The sequence below is a fragment of the Mucilaginibacter rivuli genome, assembly GCF_019391655.1.
Classification (GTDB): domain Bacteria; phylum Bacteroidota; class Bacteroidia; order Sphingobacteriales; family Sphingobacteriaceae; genus Mucilaginibacter; species Mucilaginibacter rivuli.
This window is the reverse complement of sequence record NZ_JAHXPQ010000001.1, coordinates 640468-657271: the sequence shown is the minus strand read 5'-3', so window position 1 is coordinate 657271 and position 16804 is coordinate 640468. Positions and strand designations below refer to the sequence as shown.

Genomic DNA, 16804 nt, shown 5'->3' with positions numbered 1-16804 from the left:
CGCTTCTAATTGCTTTACATGAAGAGATTTTACCCAACTGTTTTTATAACCCTATTACTTGGCTTTTTTACCATAGGCACACAAGCGCAGCAAGTGCCGGCTACAGGTACAATCCAAAGTAAACAATTAACCGCAATTGCAGCAAAGGCCGATACCGAATATAATGCTAACCGCCAGCAGTTAATTGCACTGGCAAAAAAAAACGGGTGGACCATTTCAAGTTATGCAAATGGGGGTGCCGTGGTATTGCAGGGGGTGGATAAGTTGGGCTTCCCCATTTATGCTAAAACAGTTAACAACATCATCGCGGCAGCATCAACCCGCACCAATACCGTACAGCCCGGCGGCTTGTTAGGCTTAAACCTTACCGGATCCAGCAGCGCTTTGGTAAATAAGCTTGCCATTTGGGATGGTTCGGGCGTATACGCAGCACACCAGGAATTTGCGGGCAAAAACATTCAGTTTAAAGACGCAACACCCTTAATTTATATCGATCACGCCGCGCACGTTGCCGGCACCATGATAGCAGCAGGTACCTATGCCCCGGCAAAAGGCATGGCATTTGGTGCTACAAGCTTGCTATCCTACGATTTTAGCAATGATATAAACGAAATGGCAACCGCAGCCGCAGCCGGATTGATACTCTCAAACCACTCATACGATCATGGAGGTGGTTGGTATTACGATACGGACCAAACACGTTGGGAATGGGATGGCCTGCCTGGTGATACTGTAGATTATCGTTTCGGTTTCTACGATACTTATGCACAATCATACGATCAGATATCCTATAATGCTCCAAAATACCTGATGGTTTTTGCGGCTGGTAACCACCGTGGCGAAACAGGCCCCAATGTTGGCACAACCTATTATGGCTATAATACCCGAACAGATAAAACCATTGTAAATAAAGGCCCGCGGCCGGCTACCATCAGTTCAAATGGAGGATATGATGTGATCAGCGCAAGCAACACGGCAAAAAACATTTTATCTGTTGGCGCAGTTAATCCCCTCCCCTTTGGGCCATCAACCGGCAGTGATATAAGCATAGCCTACTTCAGCAGCTTTGGCCCTACCGATGACGGGCGTATCAAACCGGATATCTGTGGCGATGGGGTAAATGTACTATCATCCGGCAGTACCGCGCCTGATGCCTACCTGTACGAATCGGGCACGTCTATGGCCTCACCTAACGTATCAGGCTCTCTGTATCTGTTGCAGGAATATTACGCGCAAAAAAACGCGGGTAATTTTATGCGCTCAGCTACTTTAAAAGCACTGGTTTGCAATACCGCTTTAGATGCAGGCAGGCCCGGGCCCGATTATATTTATGGTTGGGGTTTGCTTGATGTGGCAAAAGCCGCCCAGGCCATAACTGATAACAATACCAAAAGCCTGATAACCGAAAAAACTTTGGGCCAGGGCCAAACGCAAACATTTACCGTAACGGCATCGGGCAACGGCCCACTGGTGGCAGGTATTGTATGGACAGATCCTGCAGGCACACCCTCAGCCCTTGGTACTATTAATGACCGTACGCCCAAATTAGTTAATGATCTTGATATCCGCGTAAGCGATGGCTCTACAACATTCAGGCCATGGGTGTTAGATCCAACTGCTCCGGGGGCTAACGCCACCACCGGCGATAACATCAGGGACAATGTAGAGCAGGTTTATATAGCCGGTGCCGTACCGGGTAAAAGCTATACCATTACCGTTACCCATAAAGGCATATTAACCAACGCGTCGCAGGATTTCTCGTTGGTAGTTACCGGCATAGGCGGTGTAGCTTATTGTGCTTCGGCACCCTCATCAAATGCCGATTCGAAGGTGAACAACCTCACTTTATCCGACCTGAATTTTACTGCTCCGGGGGGCTGTACCACCTACTCAAATTACACTACCTTAACCGCTACCCTTGAGCAAGGTAAAACATACCCTTTAAGCCTTACATTAGGCACTTGCGGTGCTAACTTTAGTAAAATAGCCAAAGTTTATATCGACTGGAATGGCAACGGTGTTTTTGATGCCAATGAGTTGGTTGCCACATCGGGCGTAATTGCCGCCACAGGTACCTACAGCACAAATATTACAGTACCGCCAACCGTTATACCGGATAACTACAGCCTGATGCGTGTAGTGCTGGTTGAAACTACCGACCCTAATACAATAACGGCCTGTGGCACTTACGCCAAAGGCGAAACGCAGGACTACCGTGTTAAGTTTATAAAAACAACGCTTGATGCAGGCACCATCGCCATAAACAGCCCGGTAACAGGCAGTTGCCCGGCCACTAACGAAAGTGTTTCGGTAAGGTTGAAAAACTTTGGAAGTACCGCTATCAGCAACGTCCCGATAACGGTAACCATTACCTCGGTAGCTACTGGCAACATAACTACCCTTAACGAAAGCTACCCGGGTACGTTGGCACCGTTAGCCGAAGACGACCTTATTCTCACCGGAACATTTAACGCTATTGCAGGGGGCAGCTACACAATTACAGCCGCGACACAATTAGCTAACGATGCAGTTACAACAAATAACCAGGTTACAGCAACATCTGTTATCAGCAATACACCGTTCCCTACCAACTTATCGGCATTTTATTGTACCGATGCCAAAACCTACAGCTTAAACGCGACAGGCAGCGGCCAGGTATTCTGGTACCAAAACATTGGCGATGTAGCTCCGTTTACATTCGGCAATAGCGTTGTTACAGCACAGGCCCCCATAAATAACACCTACTACGCCAGCCTGAATGATTTTAGCGGCAACGTTGGCCCGGCAACCAAAAATACATTTGCCGCGGGTGCCTATAACCAGTTTACGCCACGCGTTAAGGTATACACAAAAGTGCCTTTGCTTATTGAAAGCGCACGCCTTTACATTGGTAACTCCGGTAAAATAACATTTACAGTTACCACGCCAAACGGGCAGCCTGTATCAAGCACTACCATTAATGTAACCGCTACACGTGCCAATCCTGCAGCCGGCGCTCTCACCGATGACCCTACCGACCAGGGAAAAATATACAATCTGAATTTAGCATTGCCCGCGGCGGGTTTTTACACCATATCGGTATCATACCCTGATGGAGCTACTTTGTACCGCAACAATGGCGGCGTTACTGGCTATCCTTTTAGTTTAAACGGATTATTTAATATTGTGAATAACAATGCCACATCAACCGCCACACCAACCGATACCACGTATTACCGTAATTTTTACTATTATTTTTACAACATGCATGTAAAAAGTTTGGGTTGCCCATCACCTTCAAGGGTGGCGGTAACCCTTGTAAAACCTGTCATTACGTTAAATGGAACGGTGCTTACTTCAAATTTTACTACCAATAATCAATGGTATTTAAACGGCAACCTGATTGCAGGTGCAAGCAGCCAAACCTATACCCCGTTAAGGAGCGGTGTTTACCGGGTTGATATTATTGCGCCAAACGGCTGCGTTTCCAAATCAGACGATTTTAATTTTGTATTACCGGTTACGGGTACCGGCTTAGGATCAGATATTTCATTAGCTGTATTCCCGGTCCCCGCCGCCAATCAGCTAAATATCGCGTTCAATGCTGCAAAAAACGGGGTACTCTCTATATCTGTATTAAATTCAATAGGGCAGCATATTTATGATGATACAAAAACGCTAAGCACGGGGCCTTTCAATACCATTATCAACACCTCAGCTTTTGCCGATGGCCCATATTTCATCAAACTAAAAATTGACGACAAAGTGTACTCAAAACAGTTCACTATTTTAAAATAGTGAATAGAGTTGATTAGGTGAGTGGTTAGTAAAGTTAAATAGTGAGTGAACAACGCACTATTTAACTAATTAACTTTACCAACCACTTACTATCTTCTAAAAGGTATATTTCAATCCTAATCCCGGTGCAAGGTCAAAAAACGGACCGGTGGCCAGTTCAAGGCGTGGGTTAAGGTCTAAGCTTATCGCGATAGGCGCGTTAGGTATTTTGTACTCCAACCCGATTACACCATCGGCACCTAATAAAAGTGTACTGCCATTATATTTTTGGCTGTCGGACCCAAAGCGGCTGTAATCGCCATTTATCGAACCAATATGCGCGCCGCCGCCATAGTAAAATTTCAATTCGGGTACGTTAAAGGCTGTTTGATGTATTTCGTACAGGCCGGTTAACACCACACCATGCGAACGGAAACCTAATATCCCCTCAAGGGCAGCATTTTTTTGCATAAAGTATTTAACAGAAAGGCCGTTTTCATAACCGCCAAACTTAGCGCCAACAGCAACGGGGTAGCTTTGCGCGAATAAACGATTTGTAAATAAAGTAGACACAGTAATAAGGGTAAGTAGCAAAATCTTTTTCATATCAGTAATTAAATTATATGTGGCAACCTATCAATTTTAGTGCCACACGCTTAAAACGACAGATAATAGCCTAAAGTATTTATATGGTTCTCACAAAAAATAAAAATACTATTCATGCATAGTATTTTTATTTAACGGGCAATAAATTTCATATATTTGGGTTGATGGTATTAAAGCCAACCAATTTTAATAACCAGTTCCTTTTTTATACAAATACCGAAGCACAATGGCTATAACACGTGTTTTTGATCTGCTCCCTTACAATTTACAGAACTTCCCCAAGGCCGATATGCTTGCCTATAAACAATCGGGCGCATGGTCAAAATATGCCACACAGGCGGTTACCGATACTATTGATGATGTTAGCTACGGTTTATTGGCGCTGGGTGTAAAAAAAGATGATAAGATAGCAATCATGTCGCACAACAGGCCCGAGTGGAACTTTTGCGATTTCGGCATTATGCAAATAGGCGCGGTATCGGTACCTATGTACCCTACCCTGAGCGATGCCGATATAGAACATATCTTAAAAGATGCCGGTATCCGGATCATTTTTGCTGCTGATAAGGAGATATGCCATAAAATAAGCGAGGTTACCCAAAAAACAAAACAAGACTTACAGGTATACAGTTACGAGAATGTTGAAGGCGTAAAAAACTGGAACGAAATATTAGATTCCGGTAAAAACAACCGCCAGCCCAACCTGCAGGAATATCGCGATAAAGTACAGCCCGATGACCTGCTTACGCTCATCTATACATCCGGCACCACAGGTACGCCTAAAGGGGTTATGCTTACGCATGCCAACCTGGTAAGCAATGTATTGGAATGCTCAAAGCTATACCCTGCCGAAATTAACCGGGCCTTAAGCTTTTTACCCATGTGCCACATATTTGAACGCATGGTTATATATATGTACCTGTACCTGGGCATTTCTATTTACTATGCGCAAAGTATGGATACTATTGTTGCTGATATGCAGGAGGTAAAACCGCATTGCTTTACCACTGTGCCCCGCCTGCTCGAAAAAGTTTATGATAAAATAGTAGCCAAAGGTGCCGAGCTCACCGGTGCTAAAAAGAATATATTTAACTGGGCATTGCAATTAGGTTTACGTTACGAAATGAATGGCCGCAATGGCTTTTTGTACGAAATGAAATTAAAGATCGCCCGAAAGTTGGTATTCAGTAAGTGGAAGGACGCTTTGGGTGGCGAAATTATCGCTATCGTATCCGGGGGGGCGGCTTTGCAGCCAAGGCTGGCCAGGGTATTCTGGGCCGCGGGTATTAAAGTGTTGGAAGGCTACGGCTTAACCGAAACATCGCCGGTTATCGCGGTGAACGCACCGCAGCCCGGCGAGGCCCGTTTTGGTACGGTTGGCCCGATAGTAAAAGGCGTAAATTTAAAAATCGCATCGGATGGTGAGATCATGGTAAAAGGGCCAAACGTAATGAAAGGCTATTATAACCGCCCCGATGCTACTGCCGAAGCCATTGATGCCGACGGCTATTTCCACACCGGGGATATTGGCGTAATGCTGGATAACAAATACCTCTGCATTACCGATCGCAAAAAAGAGATATTTAAAACCGCGGGTGGCAAATACATCGCGCCACAAACATTGGAGAATAAGTTTAAGGAGTCGCCATTTATTGAGCAGATCATCGTGATTGGCGAAAACCAGCGTTTCCCTGCGGCATTGATCATCCCTGCCTTTGACGCCGTAAAAGATTGGTGCGCTAAAAAAGGCCTTGAATACACCACCCGCGAAGAAGCAGTTAAAAGCCGCCGCGTTATTGATAAGATCCAAAACGAACTGGATAAATATAACGACAACTTTGGCCATTGGGAACAGGTTAAAAAATTTGAACTCATTGCCGATGAATGGAGCATAGCTACCGGCGAGATGACCCCCAAACTAAGCCTGAAACGGAAAGTGATATTGAAAAAGTACGAGAAATTGGTGGAAGAGATATATCGGACGGTATAGACGCGTTCAACTTAATTTATACTCTTTTCTACCGTATTCGTCATTATTGTATCATCCTGAAATTTTCCTGAACAATATGCTTGCATAGTAAATTTTCATTACTTACATTTGTTATGCTTGCATAGTAAATAATGAACCACCAGGAAACCATAGATTATTTTTTAAAGGTAGTATGGCAAACCGTTGCCAACAGGTATAACCAATTAGCATCCGAGTTTGGCATTACCCAATCCATCGGCTATTTGCTCATTAATATCGATGAACACGAAGGCACAACTGTTAGCGAAGTTGCCGGACTGCTCGGCTTAAAATCCACCAGCCTGTCGCGCATGCTGATCAACCTGGAAGAATCAGGACTGATCTACCGCGAGTCGAACAAAGGCGATAAACGCTCGGTGAAAATTTACTTAACCCCGCTGGGTAAAGAGAAACGCCACCTGGCAAGGGTTGTAGTACGCAAGTTTAACGATTACCTGAACGACCATATCAGCGAAGCTGACAAACAACAGCTTACTGATACATTGAAAAAGATTAACCAACTGACCATTGATTATAAACCAGAGTAGCCTTTTAAGTCCTCCCTTCAGGGGAGGATTTAAAAGAGACTCAACATTTGCCAAATGAACAGAATAATAAAAAAAGTAGCGGTTTTAGGCTCAGGGGTTATGGGTTCGCGCATTGCCTGCCACTTCGCCAATATTGGCGTTGAGGTATTGCTGATGGATATCGCTCCAAAAGAATTAACGCCCGATGAGCAAGCCAAAGGCTTCACTTTAGATAACCCTAAAGTGACGAACCGAATTGTAAACGCCGCGCTCGAAACCGCTGTCAAATCAAACCCATCGCCCATATTTACCAAAGCGGTGGTTAACCGCATTACTACAGGTAACTTTACCGATAACATGAAGGACATCGCCGGTTGCGACTGGACGATAGAGGTGGTGGTTGAGAATTTAGATATCAAAAAGAAGGTGTACGACGAGGTGGAAAAATTTCGCAAACCGGGTACACTCATCACATCAAATACATCAGGCATCCCCATCCATTTAATGGCCGAAGGGCGCAGCGAAGATTTCAAAGCCCATTTCTGCGGAACGCACTTTTTTAACCCGCCGCGATATTTACGTTTATTGGAGATCATTCCCACCCCGGCAACAAGCCCCGAGGTGATTGATTTTGTAATGCACTACGGCGATAAGTTTTTAGGTAAAACAACTGTTTTATGTAAAGATACCCCGGCGTTTATTGCTAACCGTGTTGGAGTTTATTCCATCATGTCGTTATTGCATTTGGTGGAAAAAATGGACCTGACGGTTGAGGAGGTGGACAAATTTACCGGCCCGGTATTAGGCAGGCCAAAATCGGCCACCTTCCGCACCAGCGATGTTGTGGGCTTAGATACCATGATAAACGTGGCCAACGGCCTTTACAATAACCTGCCTAACGATAAGGCGCACGACCTGTTTGTGCTGCCTGAATACGTAAAGAAAATGGCCGAGAACAAATGGCTGGGCGACAAAACAAAACAAGGTTTTTATAAGAAAGTAAAAAATGCCGACGGCAGCAGCGAAATTTTAGCGCTGGACCTAAAGACGCTGGAATACAAGCCGCAGATAAAAGTAAAATCGGCAACGCTGGAAGCTACTAAACCGGTTGATAACCTGCGCGAACGCATGCGCGTTTATGCTAAAGGCACTGATAAAGCAGGTGAGTTTTTCCGCACCTCGTTTTACGGTTTGTTTGAATATGTAAGCGACAGGATACCCGAAATATCGGATGAGTTATATCGTATAGATGATGCCTTGCGTGCCGGCTTTGGCTGGGAGTTGGGTCCGTTTGAAGTTTGGGACGCGCTGGGTGTAAAAGCCACCGTTGCACCCATGAAAGAAAAAGGCAACGAAGCCGCTGCATGGGTGCACGAGATGTTGGACGGTGGAAACGAATCTTTTTACAAAGTTGATAACGGTGTAAAGCAATACTACGATATCCCGACCAAAACATACAAGCCTATCCCGGGAACGGATAATTTTATTGTGCTGGATAATATCCGTGCAAACAAAACCATCTGGAAAAATAGCGGTACAACCTTAACCGATTTAGGTGATGGTATTTTGAACCTCGAGTTCCACACCAAAATGAATACCATTGGCGGCGAGGTTTTGCAAGGCATTAATAAAGCTATTGATATTGCCGAGAAAGATTATCGCGGTTTGGTTATCGGTAACGATGGAGCGAATTTTTCGGCAGGTGCCAATGTGGGTATGATATTTATGATGGCCGTTGAGCAGGAATGGGACGAGATTAACATGGCCATCAAAATGTTCCAGAACACATCCATGCGGATACGTTATTCGTCCATCCCCGTAGTGGTTGCCCCACACGACCTGGCTTTAGGTGGTGGCTGCGAGTTTTGCCTCCATGCCGACCATGTGCAATTAGCCGCCGAAACCTATATGGGTTTGGTGGAGTTTGGTGTAGGTCTTATCCCCGGCGGTGGTGGCAGCAAAGAGTTTGCCCTGCGTGCATCCGATGAGTTTAAAGACGGACAAATAGAGCAAAATGTATTAAAAGACCGCTTCCTTACCATAGGCATGGCAAAAGTGTCCACATCGGCACAAGAAGCATTCGACCTGGGTTATTTGCTGAAAGACAAATATTCCATCAGTATGAATAAAAGCCGATTGATAGCCGACGCCAAAGAGAAAGCATTGGAATTGGCAGATGCAGGCTATACCCAACCCGCGCACCGTAAGGATATTAAGGTATTAGGCAAAGCAGGTTTAGGTATGGTTTATATCGGTGCAAACTCCATGTATTCGGGCCATTATATTTCGGAACACGATAAAAAGATATCCGAAAAGTTGGGGTATGTGATGTGTGGTGGTGATTTGTCAGCACCAACATTGGTAAGCGAGCAATACCTACTCGATTTGGAGCGTGAGATGTTCCTTTCGCTGTGCGGAGAAAGAAAAACGCTTGAAAGAATCCAGTCGATAATAACAAAAGGTAAGCCTTTAAGAAACTAAGAAATGGGACAAGACGCATATATAATAGCAGGATATCGTACAGCAGTTGGTAAAGCACCGAGAGGCGTGTTCCGTTTTACTCGTCCGGATGATCTTGCAGCAGACGTAATAAGACATTTAGTCGCATCAGTTCCAGGACTTGATAAAGAACGCATAGACGATGTGATCGTAGGCAATGCATCGCCCGAGGCGGAGCAGGGTTTGAACGTGGCAAGGTTAATATCACTGATGGGTTTGGATACTGATAAAGTGCCGGGAGTTATCATGAACCGTTATTGCGCATCGGGGTTGGAAACCATTGCTACCGCCACGGCAAAGATACGCAGCGGTATGGCCGATTGTATTATTGCAGGTGGCGTGGAAAGCATGTCGATGATACCAATGGGCGGATGGAAGATCGTACCGAACCCAGCGGTTGCCGTAACGCATCCCGACTGGTACTGGAATATGGGCCTCACTGCCGAAGAAGTAGCAAAGGAATATAAGGTTAGCCGCGAAGACCAGGATGAGTTTGCTTATCAATCGCATCAAAAAGCGATAAAGGCTTTAGCCAACGGCAGCCTGAAACATGGCGTGGTTCCCATCACCGTGAAGGAAACCTACCTGGATGAGAACATGAAAAAGAAAACCCGCGAGTACATTGTTGATACCGACGAAGGCCCGCGTGCTGATACCAGCGTTGATAAACTGGCCAAATTGAAGCCTGTTTTTATGGCTGATGGTGTGGTAACAGCAGGCAATTCATCGCAAACTTCGGACGGGGCAGCTTTTGTGCTCATCGTATCAGAAAAGATGCTGAAGGAACTGAACGTGCAACCCATTGCCCGTTTAGTTAGCTACGGCGTTGCAGGCGTACCGCCACGCATTATGGGCATAGGCCCGATATATGCCATCCCGAAAGCTTTGGCGCAGGCAGGTATGAAACTAGATCAGATAGATATGATCGAACTGAACGAAGCCTTCGCATCGCAATCATTAGCGATAGTGCGGGAATTGGGAATCGATCAAAGTAAACTAAATGTAAACGGCGGCGCGATAGCGCTCGGTCACCCCTTGGGTTGTACCGGTGCTAAACTGACTGTACAACTTTTGAACGAATTGCGCGAGCGAAAGCAAAAATACGGCTTGGTAACGATGTGCGTGGGAACAGGTCAGGGAGCTGCGGGAATCTTCGAACTTCTTTGATAAAGGAATAAGGAGCAAGGAACAAAGACAGGAGAATGCACAATTTTAGACAGTTAAACATTTGGAAGGATGCAATGAAGCTGGCAAAGTCTGTTTATAGATTGACAGCTACCTTTCCAGCTAACGAAAGGTATGGTTTAACTTCTCAAATTAACAGGTCGGTTGTATCTGTCGCTTCAAATATTGCTGAAGGTTCTTCCCGTAGTTCGGATAAAGAGTTTATGCATTTTTTATCGATTTCAATTGGTTCATTGTTTGAATTGGAGACTCAAATTATACTGGCTAATGATTTTGAATTTATAGTTAAAGAGGATACTGAAGTACTAATTGCAGAGATAATTATCCTGCAAAAGATGATAACAAATTTTAGAAAAACTTTGAATAAGGCATAGGTCTTTAATCCTTACTCCTTGTTCTTTTATCAAAACACGATGGAAACTACAGAAAAGAAAACCATTAAAGGCGGCGAGTTCATTATCCGCGAAACAGAAGCGGACGATATCTTCATCCCCGAAGAATTTGACGAGGAATCGCAGATGATAAAACAAAGCTGCGAGGATTTTTTGGCTGCCGAAGTATTACCAAACCTGGAGCGTATTGACGCACAGGAAGAAGGTTTGATGCCGACTTTGATGGATAAGGCCGGCGAGTTGGGCCTGCTAAGCGTATCCATCCCCGAAGAGTACGGTGGTTTTGGCAAAAACTTCAATACATCCATGCTGGTGGCTGATGCTGTTGGCGCTGGGTTTTCGTTCGCAGTGGCTTTATCGGCGCACACAGGTATTGGTACTTTGCCGATACTGTATTATGGTAATGAAGAGCAAAAACAAAAATATATACCCAAATTAGGTTCGGGAGAGTGGAAAGCGGCGTACTGCTTAACCGAACCTAATTCTGGTTCTGATGCAAACTCTGGTCGTACTAAAGCCGTTTTGAGTGGTGATGGAAAGCATTACCTCATCACCGGCCAAAAAATGTGGATCACCAACGGTGGTTTTGCCGATGTATTTGTGGTGTTCGCCAAAATTGATAACGATGAGAATCTGAGCGCTTTTATTGTTGAAAAGGATTTTGGAGGTATTACCATGAACCCCGAAGAGCATAAACTGGGTATCAAAGGCTCATCAACCCGCCAGATATTTTTTAACGACTGCCCTGTACCGGTAGAGAACCTGTTATCAGAAAGGCAAAACGGTTTTAAAATAGCAGTAAATATTCTAAATATTGGCCGTATCAAATTAGGTGCTGCAGCCATAGGCTCGGCGCGTATGGCTTTAAACTATGCCATTAACTATTCTAACGAACGTGTGCAGTTTAAACTACCCATTTCAAAATTTGGTGCTATACGTTATAAATTAGCCGAAATGGCTACCCGCAATTATGCCTGCCAAAGCGCGGCATACAGGGCAGGGCAAAATATTGATGATACTTATGATCATTTAGTGGCCGGCGGCATGGATCCGGCAAAAGCAAAACTGAAATCGGTAGAGCAGTTTGCTATTGAATGCGCTATACTAAAAGTGTGGGGATCTGAAATGCTGGACTATACCGTTGACGAAGGCCTGCAGGTTTATGGTGGTATGGGCTACAGCGCCGAAGCGCCAATGGAACGCGCTTACCGCGATAGCCGCATCAACAGGATATTTGAAGGCACCAACGAGATTAACCGAATGCTGATCGTTGATATGTTATTGAAACGCGCTTTGAAAGGTGAGCTTGATCTGATGACGCCTGCCATGGCCGTTGCCGGCGAGTTAATGGCGATACCTGATTTTGCTGCCGAAGATGACAGCTTGTTTGCTTACGAGAAAAAGATATTAAAGAACCTGAAAAAAGCTGGCTTAATGATAGCAGGTGCCGCTGTACAAAAACTGATGGCCACTTTGGGCAAAGAGCAGGAGATACTGATGAATATTGCAAATATGGTTGGAGAAGTTTATATTGCAGAATCGACCATCCTACGCACCGAAAAGCTGGTAAAACAGCGCGGCGAAGAAGCTTGTGCCGGCCAATTGGATATGATGCGCATATATCTGCACCAAGCCACAGATATTGTATATATACAAGGTAAAGAAGCCCTAAACTCGTTTGCCGAAGGTGATGAGTTTACCGCCATGATGATGGGTTTAAAACGTTTTACCAAAACACAGCCATACAATATTAAAGATGCAAGGCAGCGTGTTGCCAAACAATTGATAGAGGCAAACAAATATTGTTTTTAACCGTATAAGTAAATATTGAAACGCATGCCAGCAGGCTTGCGAATATGAAAGAGACTATTATTGACTGACCCTTAATAATTAATGCAAAGCCGTTATCCCTAAAAAGGATAGCGGCTTATTTTTTCGGGGTGTTGCCCGGGCAGGCTTATTTGATTTTTGTTATTTTAGCGGTTACTTAAATAATGGGACGGCTGATCATGCCAGCTTTTGCTCCTGTTTTTACACCATATATATAAGGTATAAATAATTGATGACAACCGGTACGCCCATTGATTTTAAAAAAATAGCACGCCAGCTAACTTTAGTTGAAAACGACCTGCCCGGCTCGGCTGATATTTTGAAAGCGTTGCGGTTTGAAAACGATGTACCTGTTATTGGTATAACAGGCCCTCCCGGTGCTGGCAAAAGCACACTGGTAAATGCCATAATAACCGGCTTGCTTAAACAACAAAAAAAGATAGCGGTATTGGCAGTCGATCCTACCTCGCCTTTTAACCTTGGTTCGCTGCTGGGTGACAGGATACGCATGGCTACCCACTTTAATAACCCCAATATCTTTATCCGATCCATTGCAACCCGCGGCGCAGTTGGCGGCCTCAGTATAAAAACCATTGAAATGGCTGATGTTTTACGCGCGGGTGGCTTTGACTATGTTTTTGTGGAAACGGTAGGTGTTGGGCAATCAGAAATTGATATCGCGGGCCTGGCCGATGTTACCATAGTTGTACTGGTACCCGAAGCCGGCGATGAGATACAGCACATCAAATCGGGACTGATGGAAATTGCCGATGTATTCATCGTAAACAAATGCGATCGCGATGGTGCCGATACCTTTGCCGGTAACGTAAAAAAAATGGTGAGCCAAAAACATGGTGCCATTCCTGTTTTTAAAACCAATGCCTTAAATAATATTGGTATTGATGAAGTAGCCAATTACCTTGTTGCGGCAAACAGTAAAATCAACAATAAAAAAGTGTACCTGCTGACCGAAAAAGTGTACAGGTTAATACAACATCATAAAATGGCATCGGTAAATAAAACAAAGCTCCAACAATTAATTGCCGGAGCTTTGCTTGATACTAATTTTAATATCTATCAGTTTGCCGAAACTTTTAATGGGCATTCATAATACTTTCTATCTCCTCAGCATCGATAGGTATATCAGCCATCAGGTCAATATTCCCTCCTTTGGTTATCAGTATATCATTCTCTAAACGGATACCCAGGCCTTCTTCGGGTATATAGATACCCGGCTCACAGGTTAATATGTTACCTTCGGCAAAAGCCTGGTAGCGGCTGGCAAAATCATGCACATCAATACCTAAGTGGTGCGATGTACCATGCATAAAGTATTTCTTGTAAGCAGGAATTGCAGGATTCTGTTTTTCAACATCGTGTTTAGTTAATAAGCCAAGGCCTATCAATTCGCTGGTCATTACTTTTCCAACCTCTTCGTGGTACTCATTCCATATTGTTCCGGCAACCAGCATTTTTTTAGCTTCGTTCATAACACGTAAAACAGCGTTGTAAACATCGCGCTGCCGTTGTGTAAACTTGCCGTTTACCGGGATAGAGCGGCTCAGGTCGGCGTTATAGTTAGCGTACTCGGCACCAAAATCAAATAATATCACATCGCCATCATTACAAACCTGGTTATTATCGTTATAATGTAGGATGTTCGCATTCTTTCCTGAGGCGATAATGGGTGTATATGCATGTCCCGTTGAACGCTGCCTGATAAACTCATGGATGATCTCAGCCTCTATCTCATACTCGGCAACGCCGGGCTTAACAAATTTAAGCACGCGTACAAAAGCATCACGTGTTATGGCACAAGCTCTTTGGGTCAACTCAATTTCAGGTTGCGATTTGATAGCCCGCAGATCGCGCATAATTGTAGCAGCCCGATGGTAGGTATGCAAGGGGTAGTCTTCCTGCATCTTTTTTATAAAACGCAAATCATTATAAACAACCTTGTGCGAATACCTGTCATTTTCGTTTGTATTTAAGTACACATTTTCGGCGTAGTGTATAATACTGTGCAAAATATTCTCAAAATCGTCCGTCCAGAAGATAGCTGTAATACCCGAGACGGCCAATGCCTCCTCTTTTGTGTATTTGTGTCCTTCCCATACTGCAATATTTTCGTTGGTTTGTCTTAAAAAAAGTACTGTTTTGTATACAGGATTAGGACAATCCGGGAACAAAATAAGCCGACATTGCTCCTGATCTATGCCCGTTAAGTAAAAAAAGTCAGGGTTTTGCTTAAAAATAAAGGTCTGATCGCCACTTCTTGGAAACTCATCACTTGAATTAAATATGGCTATTGATCGTGGTTTCAATCGCGAAACGAAATTATTTCTATTATTAATAAATAAATCAGGACTAATAGGTAAGTATTTCATTTTACAGAGCGTATTTAAAATTTATTAAACCGTTTTTTTATTTTTTTTGTGAAATAATAATAAAATTTGGAACGGTGTTTGGTAAACGTTTCAAACATATTAACTAAATTTGAAAAAAAATCACAATTAAAATTGTTTAATCTTAAAATTATGAATTATTCTACATTAAAGAAAACAGTCGCTTTGTCATTTGTATCATTAATGGCCGTTGCTGCAGTTAATGCGCAATCATCATCTGATACAACGGCTAAGGCTGGAACTGCTGCCAAGGTATTTGGTGGTAGTGGACAGTACAGAACTTGGAACATCGGTATCAATGCAGGTGTTACTTCTCCGTTCCTTGCAATAGGCGGAACTAATGGTACTACTGATTGGTCTGCTGGATTTGCTTATGGTATCTCTGTTAGAAAACAATTAGCTCATTCTTTCGGTGCGCAACTTGATGTTGTTGGTTACGGAAGTAAAGTTAGTGGTTCTAACTCAACTCCACGTAACAACATTAAATCTTTCGAAACTACAATCGCTTACCAAGCTACTTTAAGTGGTGTTGTTAATGTTGCTACTATCGATTATTTACGTCGTAAAAATGCAATTAATTTTTACGTATCAGCTGGTGCTGGTTTAGTTGCTTTCAACCCAGTTCTTACTTGGGGTACACCGGTTGCAGGTAGCCAAACTCTTGACAACAAAGGAAAACACAATGGAGGTACTGATTACGTTAAAGAATTAGTTATCCCTGTAGGTGTTGGTGTTAAATTCCGTTTAAGCGACCGTGTTGCTTTAAACTTCGGTTACACTGCTAACTTTATTGATAATGATTATTTTGATGGCATCAAGAACTCATCAAATCCATTCCACAAAGACAAATACTCTTACGCTTACGGTGGTTTAGAGTTCTCTTTAGGTTCAAGTGCTAAACCTAACTTAGACTGGGTTAACCCTGTTGCTATGATGTATGATGAATTGAACGATCCAACTTTACGTCAAGAAGTTCAGGCATTAAAAGGCCGTGTTACAAATGTTGAAAAAGCAGTTGATGACCTGAAGAAAGATTCTGACGGTGACGGTGTTGCTGATCAATTTGACAAATGCCCTAACACTCCTGCAGGTACTGTAGTTGACGGTGCTGGTTGCCCATTGAAAATGCCAACTATCGATACTTCATTATTCGTTAGAAAAGGTACTGCAATGAATGGTGGTGGTACTGTTGCTCCAACAGCTTATTCTAACATCCAATTCGAATTTGATAGCTCAGGTTTACGTCCAACTGCATTCCCTGTATTAGATGCTACTTCAGCTGACTTAAGGGCTTCTAAAAAAGCTGTAACTATTTCAGGTTACGCTTCATCAGAAGGTACTGCAGCTCACAACTTACGTTTATCTAAAGATCGCGCTAACGCAGTTAAAACTTACTTAGTTAACTCTGGTGTTGATGCTAAAAAACTTAAAGTTAAAGGCTTAGGCGAAACTAACCCGGTAGCTGATAACTCTACTGAAGCTGGTCGCGAATTAAACCGTCGTGTTGAGTTCAAAAAATAATTTGTAGCAAATACAAATTCAAAATAGAAAGTCCTGCCAATAACGGCAGGACTTTTTTTGTACCTTATACTTTTA

The 16804-nt window shown here is 43.7% G+C and carries 11 protein-coding genes; 9 read left to right on the top strand and 2 right to left on the bottom strand.

The window, feature by feature from the left end:
- Positions 1-18: 18 nt before the first annotated feature.
- Entirely contained in the window at positions 19-3777 is a 3759-nt protein-coding gene (locus KXQ82_RS02815) for a S8 family peptidase (RefSeq protein ID WP_219486577.1), read from the top strand.
- Between the two features lie 96 nt (positions 3778-3873).
- Here KXQ82_RS02815 and KXQ82_RS02810 read toward each other — a convergent pair whose 3' ends face one another.
- Positions 3874-4362, bottom strand: a complete 489-nt coding sequence (locus KXQ82_RS02810) for a hypothetical protein (protein ID WP_219486576.1) — start codon at positions 4360-4362, stop codon at positions 3874-3876.
- Between the two features lie 226 nt (positions 4363-4588).
- Here KXQ82_RS02810 and KXQ82_RS02805 point away from each other — a divergent pair, with 226 nt between their 5' ends.
- The 7 genes from KXQ82_RS02805 (at position 4589) to meaB (ending at position 13914) form a co-directional block, all read left to right on the top strand.
- Positions 4589-6352 carry an AMP-dependent synthetase/ligase gene (locus tag KXQ82_RS02805; RefSeq protein ID WP_219486575.1) on the top strand — a complete coding sequence of 588 codons (1764 nt, stop codon included), beginning with the start codon at positions 4589-4591 and terminating at the stop codon, positions 6350-6352.
- A gap of 131 nt (positions 6353-6483) precedes the next feature.
- The gene (locus KXQ82_RS02800; protein ID WP_219486573.1) at positions 6484-6918 is read left to right on the top strand and encodes a MarR family winged helix-turn-helix transcriptional regulator; all 435 of its coding nucleotides are present in this window, start codon (positions 6484-6486) and stop codon (positions 6916-6918) included.
- A gap of 54 nt (positions 6919-6972) precedes the next feature.
- Positions 6973-9378: a 3-hydroxyacyl-CoA dehydrogenase/enoyl-CoA hydratase family protein gene (locus tag KXQ82_RS02795; protein WP_219486571.1), complete on the top strand. Its 2406-nt coding sequence runs from the start codon at positions 6973-6975 to the stop codon at positions 9376-9378.
- 3 nt (positions 9379-9381) lie between these two features.
- Positions 9382-10563, top strand: coding sequence for an acetyl-CoA C-acyltransferase (locus KXQ82_RS02790; RefSeq protein ID WP_219486568.1), 1182 nt, complete (start codon positions 9382-9384; stop codon positions 10561-10563).
- A gap of 35 nt (positions 10564-10598) precedes the next feature.
- Positions 10599-10955 (top strand): four helix bundle protein, encoded by a 357-nt coding sequence (locus KXQ82_RS02785; protein WP_219486566.1) that lies wholly within the window; start codon positions 10599-10601, stop codon positions 10953-10955.
- 39 nt (positions 10956-10994) lie between these two features.
- On the top strand, positions 10995-12785 hold the full coding sequence (locus KXQ82_RS02780) for an acyl-CoA dehydrogenase FadE (protein ID WP_219486564.1): 1791 nt from the start codon (positions 10995-10997) through the stop codon (positions 12783-12785).
- Between the two features lie 250 nt (positions 12786-13035).
- Positions 13036-13914 carry a methylmalonyl Co-A mutase-associated GTPase MeaB gene (meaB, locus tag KXQ82_RS02775; RefSeq protein WP_219486562.1) on the top strand — a complete coding sequence of 293 codons (879 nt, stop codon included), beginning with the start codon at positions 13036-13038 and terminating at the stop codon, positions 13912-13914.
- Here the strand turns inward: meaB and KXQ82_RS02770 are convergent.
- Positions 13898-15190 carry an aminopeptidase P N-terminal domain-containing protein gene (locus tag KXQ82_RS02770; RefSeq protein ID WP_219486560.1) on the bottom strand — a complete coding sequence of 431 codons (1293 nt, stop codon included), beginning with the start codon at positions 15188-15190 and terminating at the stop codon, positions 13898-13900. The two genes, meaB and KXQ82_RS02770, sit on opposite strands and share 17 nt — an antisense overlap.
- 78 nt (positions 15191-15268) lie before the next feature.
- Between KXQ82_RS02770 and KXQ82_RS02765 the strand changes: the two genes are divergently transcribed.
- The gene (locus KXQ82_RS02765; RefSeq protein ID WP_439650932.1) at positions 15269-16729 is read left to right on the top strand and encodes an OmpA family protein; all 1461 of its coding nucleotides are present in this window, start codon (positions 15269-15271) and stop codon (positions 16727-16729) included.
- Positions 16730-16804 lie beyond the last annotated feature (75 nt).